Raw genomic sequence first — 5,609 nt, 5'->3', positions numbered from 1 at the left:
AAGTCCACTTCCCTGCCCAATGAGGCAACCCGACTTCGCCTCAACAAGCGCCCTCTCTTTCCAACCACAGCGCAGAACAATGGCAAATTGCCGAGACAACTGCCAAGCCAACATGCCACTTGGCAAATACGCAGAAAGCGACTTAGAGCCAATGACATTTAAAGCCAACCGCCACGATCTGAAAATGAAGCAACCCACGAATATTGGCATGTTTTACGGGCTGAGAAATTCAAGAATTTAGGCCGACAATGTAGATTTGCTGAAGAAACTAGAACGAACTGCCAAAGGGACAAAGAACATAGATCGAATAAGCTTTAAACCACTGAAATACAAGTAAACATAACGCTGCGTTAAGTAGTGAGCAACATTGCCACCTAACCTAAACCATTGTGCCGTAAACACTAAATTTAAAGCAAACCGAAAATGCTTAGTGTTGCGAATCTGCCTTAAACGCCTTGTTAGTTGCCATTCTAAACCTTTGATTTCCTCTCCATTTCCACTTTGCCAACACCGTTTTTGAGTGCTTTGAAAAACTCAAATCAGGCGCAGTTTCAAAGCGACTGTCACTGAAACCACTTGGAATTAGCAACGCCGTAGAATGCTGACTGAAAGCACCAAAAAGACCTTTTGGAACGGCAATGTTACAAAGCTGACTTTCAACGAATACATTCGCGTCTGAAACGGCAAAACAAAGCAACAACATTGAACACAATTTCAGCAAACAACACCCAGGTACAAAACCGAACGAAATTGCACATTTCATTAGCCTTAATTTTTCTGCTTTAGCTGGGTTTTTCCCACTGGCAACTAACGCCAAATTAAGGTGTGAACAACGCTAACCACCTAACCTAAACCATTGTGCCATAAACACTAAACTTACTTGAAGTGAGAGCGCCAAGCGTTGTGAATCACTCTTAAATTTCTTGTTATGTACTTGCTCCCTCTGGCACGACCATAGGCAGGTCAGTACAGCCAAAGTCTAAACCAAACTGGCTTAACAAACAGGTTAGCTGACCTCTGTGATGCGTTTGATGATTGAAAATATGTTGGCAAAACTCACCAACTGTTCGTTCGATTACCTGCCCCTCGGTTGTCGTATACCTGACTACTTGGTTACAACTACCAGAGCTAAACTGATTAGTAATTTCAATATAGATCGAGTCTACAAGTTCTCGTAATTCAGATAGTTCGCCGAGATTCGAAGCGAACGTGTCAGAAACTGACTTAGCGACAGGTAATTTATCTAAAACTGTAGCTTCAACTGTTACTAACTCATTTGCTACAAGGCGCTGTAGCATAATCAAGTCACCGAACAAGATATGATTCCAGTGAGCCATGATTGTAGGAAAAAATGAGTTGGTATTCTGATGCAACTGCTCATGAGTCAGCTTACTGCAAACACCAAGTAACTGCTTATTCATTCGCTGATTATACAGCGCTAACATCCTGAAATTTGAGGATAAATCCATTTGACCTCCAAAGTACATAACGCCGCGTTAAGTGGTGAGCAACGCTACCACCTTACCTAAACCATTGTTCCGTAAACACTAAAACTGAATCAAACCGAAAATACCAAGCGTTGGGAATCCGTCTTAAACGCTTTGTTATGAAGCAGTCACAAGCGCGTGATTGACTAAAATTCACTTTCTATCGGCTGGGTGATTTATGCCGTCCATGACTTCAATTGTACCTAGGTCGTATGGGTTTACTCCCTCAAGGCAACCAATATTATACCCATATTCAGTTGGGTCTGATCGTCTTTGATGGTGGGTATAAATACCACAGTTTGAACAAAAGTAATGTTTAGCTGTACCAGTGTTAAATTGATACAACTTTAATTCAGATTCACCTTTTAGGATTTTGATATTAGATAACGGGACTGAACCAACTATTGCACCTTTTCTTCGGCAAATTGAGCAGTCACAACGCCTAGGTTTCTCGATGCCGTTTGGCAAATACAGCGCTAACACAACAGCACCACAATGACATGAAGCTTGATGATTTTCCTTGATTTCCGTATTTCCAACTTGTTTGATCATAGTTGATATTTCCTTCTGCTTCATAACGCCGCATTAAGATGTGAGCGGCGCTTGGCTATACTTGAGCGAAGCGAAACTGCCAAGCGTTGCGAATCACTCTTAAATGCTTTGTTAGGGCACAGTTCTCAAAGATGGCCACCTTACTAGCCAGCCCTTTGAATTTACACGATTTTCAAACGTTTCTCGTGACCTTTTAGGATTATGTGTGACACAGTAACCAAATAAGGATTCGTACCCAAAAGCTGCAATACATTCATAGCTACCAGGTGCGACTTGTCGAATGGCAACAGCTGTCTCTTGTTCTGGCCAATAACTCATAGCATCAAGGGAGCTTGTGTAAGGTAAATCGCCATTTCGAGTATGCATGAGTGCTTGGTTACGAACTTGCCAGTTAATTTCTGGCATTAGCTGCTTGAGCTGAGATTCATACTGTAAATATGCTTTAGGGTCGTTCTCGTCAGGAGCAAAGTAAATAACATCCGCATCGTTCAATGGTGTCGCCACATCAAAACCATGCAGTGCATCCCAAACAAGATTACGAACGAAACCAGCTGCAATATAGCATTGAGGCAAGCCCAATTTAGAGACGTACTCTAAAGCTTTGACTCTAACTGGATCTTGTTTGATTAATTCTACGATTCTGTCCATTTCCGCCCTGTGCCCTAACGCCAAATTAAGGTGTGAACAACGCTAACCACCTTACCTAACGCATTGTGCCATAAACACTAAACTTGCTTGAAGTGAAAGCGCCAAGCGTTGTGAATCACTCTTAAATTTATTGTTAGGATTGTTCTATTTTGGACTTCATTTTCTCGATTTTGCGTTCTAACTTCCTTGCCGCTACCTCGTAGTTAATTACATTGCTAAACAGCTTGTATGTCCAAAACGAAAAAGCAGTAGCTGAGAAGAATACTAAGAACTGTACATATACAACTAGGTTCTCTAAGCCGTCATTCAAAAAGAACTTAAAAGCTGATGGAATGAGTAGCCCTAACGAAATAAGAAACAGAATTAGGAATAGTTTTGAGAATGCATGCCTTACTAGTTCCAGCGGACTTTCTTTGATTTTTTTGATATAACTTAACTCGTTCTCGAGATCAGATAATACCTCGTGATACTTCTTCTTCCTGGACGAAAAATACCAACCAAGGATAAAACTCACAATTATCGAAACTACAAATAGTATGATATCTCTTTCCATGTTTCCCTCGAAAATCCTAACGCTGCGTTAAGTGGTGCGCAACGCGACCACCCAACCTAAACCATTGTGCCGTAAACACTAAAGTTGAATCAAACTGAAAATGCAAAGCGTTGTGAATCCGCCTTAAACGCCTTGTTAGTTGCCATTTTACACCTTTGATTTCCAATTTATTTCCACTTTGCCAACACCGTATTTGATACGCTTTGAAAACTCAAATCAGGCGCAGTTTCAAAGCGCCTGTCACTGAAACCACTTGGAACTTAAAACGTCGCAGAAAACTGGCTAAAAATACCCAAAAAGACCTTTTGGAAAGACAATGTCACAAAGCTGACTTTCAACGAGTGAATTAGCGTCTGAAACGGCAAAACAAAACCACAACATTAAAAATCGAACACAACTTCAGCAAACCACACCCAGATACAAAACCGAGCACAATTCATTAGCCTTAATTTTTCTGCTTTAGCTGCGTTTTTCCACTGGCAACTAACGCCCAATTAAGGGGTGAACAACGCCTTCACCCAAACCTAAAGCATTGTGCCATAAACACTAAATTTGAAGTTGAAGCAAAAATGCCAAGCGTTGAGAATCCCTCTTAAATTGCTTGTTAGGTGATTATTCTTCGCCGACTTCTTGCTTTAGTTTCTTGATATTCAATCGAGTCAATTCGTCTTGCATAGGCTGGATAACTTTATGCCAAGTGCGGAATCCATACCCTACCATTAGGCTACCTAAGGCAACTATCACACTAATACAAGTGATGAAAAAGTCCTTATTGCGCTTTGAAACGTTAAGCTTACTATCTATAACCTGAATTCGAGCTTGCTCTTCCAAAGAGCGAACCTGTTCAGGAATGTGACTTAACTTATGATATTCAACCGTATAGTCATACACCAAATTGTTCGTTGACTGGTTAACATATAGCAACGCGCCAGATGCAAAAATAATTAGCAACAAGCCGAACAAGGCATAGAACTTATAAATATTATCCGTAGGTAATGGAATTCTACTTTCCACAATGCCTCCTTATTTAGTGGTTTCACCTAACGCCGCGTTAAGTAGTGAGCAACATTGCCACCTAACCTAAACCATTGTGCCGTAAACACTAAATTCAAAGCAAACTGAAAATGCCTAGCGTTGCGAATCTGCCTTAAACGCTTTGTTAGTTGCCATTCTTAACCTTTGATTTCCAAGTTTATTTCCACTTTGCCAACACCGTTTTTGAGCGTGTTGAAAAACTTAAATCAGGCGCAGTTTCAAAGCGCCTGTCACTGAAACCACTTGGAACTTACAACGCCGTAGAAAGCTGGCTGAAAGCACCAAATAAACCTTTTGGAAAGGTAATGTCACAAAGCTCACTTTCAACGAGTAAATTAACGTCTGAAACGGCAAAACAAAACCACAAGATTAAAATAGAACACAATTTAAGCAAACCACACCCAGATACAAAACCGAGCACAATTGCACAATTCATTAGCCTTAATTTTTCTGCTTTAGCTGCGTTTTTTCCGTTGGCAACTAACGCCCAATTAAGTTGTGAGCAACGCTGCTACCTGACTAAAACACTGCACCGTAATCGCCAAACCAATTGAAACCGAAAGCGCCGAGCGTTGCGAATCAGCTTGAATTGTTTGTTATGTTTTACCACAAATGACTGATTTATTTGGCAAAGAACTGCTTTGTTGACCACGTTTCAAGAAGTCAGTCACACGCTCAAACTGATATGGCCGCCAAATGCACGAAACACAAAGTGCGTAAGTCCACTTCCCTACCCAATGAGGCAACCCGACAAAGGTTCAACAAGCGCCCTCTCTTTCCAACCACAGCGCAGAACAATGGCAAATTGCCGAGGCAACTGCCAAGCCAACATGCTACTTGGCAAATACGCTGAAAGCGACTTAGAGCCAATGACATTTAAAGCCAACCGCCACGACCTGAAAATGAAGCAACCCACGAATATTGACATGTTTTACGGGCTGAGAGATTCAAGAATTTAGGCCGACAATGCGGATTTGCTGAAGTAACTCGAACGAATGGCTAAAGGGACAAAGAACATAGATCGAAGAATCTTTAAGCCACTGAAATTCAAGTAAACATAACGCTGCGTTAAGTAGTGAGCAACATTGCCACCCAACTTAAGTCATTGTGCCATAAACACTAAATTCAAAGAAAACCAAAAATGCCTAGCGTTGCGAATCTGCCTTAAACGCTTTGTTAGTTGCCATTCTACACCTTTGATTTCCTGTTCATTTCCACTTTGCCAACACCGTTTTTGATGCGCTTTGAAAAACTCAAATCAGGCGCAGTTTTAAAGCGCCTGTCACTGAAACCACTTGGAACTTACACCGTCGCAGAAAGCTGACCAAAAACAC

Annotated in this window: 5 protein-coding genes; all 5 read right to left on the bottom strand. The window is 41.3% G+C overall.

Annotated features, from left to right (window positions below; all coding sequences use genetic code 11):
- Positions 1-427: 427 nt before the first annotated feature.
- Positions 428-817 (bottom strand): hypothetical protein, encoded by a 390-nt coding sequence (locus BS19_RS20485; protein WP_342665232.1) that lies wholly within the window; start codon positions 815-817, stop codon positions 428-430.
- Positions 818-926: 109 nt separating this feature from the next.
- Positions 927-1,469, bottom strand: a complete 543-nt coding sequence (locus BS19_RS14790) for a DinB family protein (protein ID WP_038176288.1) — start codon at positions 1,467-1,469, stop codon at positions 927-929.
- A gap of 171 nt (positions 1,470-1,640) precedes the next feature.
- Positions 1,641-2,039, bottom strand: a complete 399-nt coding sequence (locus BS19_RS14785; RefSeq protein WP_038176286.1) for a GFA family protein — start codon at positions 2,037-2,039, stop codon at positions 1,641-1,643.
- Between the two features lie 111 nt (positions 2,040-2,150).
- Positions 2,151-2,687, bottom strand: a complete 537-nt coding sequence (locus BS19_RS14780) for a nucleotidyltransferase family protein (protein WP_038176284.1) — start codon at positions 2,685-2,687, stop codon at positions 2,151-2,153.
- A gap of 1,165 nt (positions 2,688-3,852) precedes the next feature.
- Positions 3,853-4,254 (bottom strand): hypothetical protein, encoded by a 402-nt coding sequence (locus BS19_RS14770; RefSeq protein ID WP_038176282.1) that lies wholly within the window; start codon positions 4,252-4,254, stop codon positions 3,853-3,855.
- Between the last annotated feature and the right edge of the window lie 1,355 nt (positions 4,255-5,609).

The organism is Vibrio pacinii DSM 19139 (genome assembly GCF_000711795.1).
Lineage (GTDB): Bacteria > Pseudomonadota > Gammaproteobacteria > Enterobacterales > Vibrionaceae > Vibrio > Vibrio pacinii.
Note: the sequence above shows the minus strand (reverse complement) of the source record. Positions and strands in the feature narration are given on the sequence as shown.